Below are 1,395 nucleotides of genomic sequence, written 5' to 3' on the forward strand. Positions count from 1 at the left end.
TGCAAAACAGAGAAACTGATAGGTAGTTTTTTATCAGTGTCTGTTTTACAGGGTCCATTTTAATAAGGAACAGACCGTTTGATTTATTCTTTCTTAAAATCTTTCGTACTTCTCACCGTATCGATTGGACGTACGGATTTTTCAATTTGTTCACGTTTTGGTTCTAATAGAGGAGGTAAAGCTAACTTTTCTCCCAATGTTTCATAAGGTTCATCTCCCATAAATCCTGGTCCTTCGGTAGCAAATTCAAATAAAATCCGTGGTGCAACATTAACGTATAAGGATTGGAAATAGTGGCGATCAACAAATCCGGATGTACGGAAACCAAAACGTGGCATACGGTCAATCCACTCTTCTAGTGCAGCACGGTCTTCCACACGGAATGCTGAATGATGAACCGTTCCGTATCCTTGACGAGCTTGAGGAAGAATTGTGTTATATTCAACTACCACTTGCGCTCCATTTCCACCTTCACCAACTTCGAACAAATGAAAAGCACCTTCGTGATCGATCTCTTTAAATAAGAGAACTTTTTCCATCATCTCTTTAAAATAATCAAAATTATCAACACGTACAAAGAGTGGTCCTAATCCAGTAATTGCATACTCTAAAGGCACCGGCCCTTTTTGCCATGGCGTACCAGCTTGAACGCCTTCATCGTTCTCATCGGAAACCAATTCGTAGGACTGATCATCGAAATCAACAAAAGGAAGCACCTTTTTCCCAAAACGTTCCTTAATACCTCTATGCTTAACCTCTAGTCGATCAAAACGCTTCTCCCAATAGTCTAATGCCTGATCACTAGGGACGCGGAAGGAGGTTTTGGAAATTTCATTCGTACCATGAGAACCTTTCGGGATTCCTGGAAAGTCAAAGAACGTCATATCCGTCCCTGGACTTCCTTTATCATCAGCAAAGAATAGATGATACGTCTGAATGTCATCCTGGTTCACTGTTTTCTTAACTAAACGCATACCTAAAACGTATGTGAAAAACTCATAGTTCTTTTCTGCACTACTCGTAATAGCTGTTACATGGTGGATTCCCTTTATTTGATTCATGTCATTCCTCCTTAGAAGATCTATTATTATAAATTGAACAAGTGATTTTTTATCTCGGATTCAAGATAAATATAATATGAATTCCCTTCTCTGTCAATTGATTACGAATCCATAAGTTATTGTTACTTTTCATAAAAAAGAAACTAAAGACCCATATTTTGGAAAATTTAGCTTCGAGATACTCCGGTGGTTTCCGTTACAAAGTATAGCGCTTGAAGGTCCGGGAAATCACTCGCTTTCCGTGGGCATGTGGTGAACTTCCTCAGGCTACGCGGTAGTGTCAAGAAGTCTGTGTAAATCAAGGAAGGTTCTCCTATGTTAAACATTAAGTTTT

1 protein-coding gene is annotated in these 1,395 nt (G+C 39.1%); it reads right to left on the reverse strand.

Annotated features, from left to right (window positions below; genetic code table 11):
- Positions 1-83: 83 nt before the first annotated feature.
- Complete coding sequence (locus ACFQIC_RS20850; RefSeq protein WP_204712371.1) at positions 84-1,061, reverse strand: ring-cleaving dioxygenase; 978 nt, start codon at positions 1,059-1,061, stop codon at positions 84-86.
- Positions 1,062-1,395: the final 334 nt, after the last annotated feature.

Source organism: Halobacillus seohaensis, assembly GCF_042663045.1.
Classification (GTDB): domain Bacteria; phylum Bacillota; class Bacilli; order Bacillales; family Halobacillaceae; genus Halobacillus_A; species Halobacillus_A seohaensis.

Bases quoted from the DNA above. Each gene is read 5' to 3' on its own strand.
- ACFQIC_RS20850 (WP_204712371.1), bottom strand. From the start codon at position 1,061: ATGAATCAAATAAAGGGAATCCACCATGTAACAGCTATTACGAGTAGT.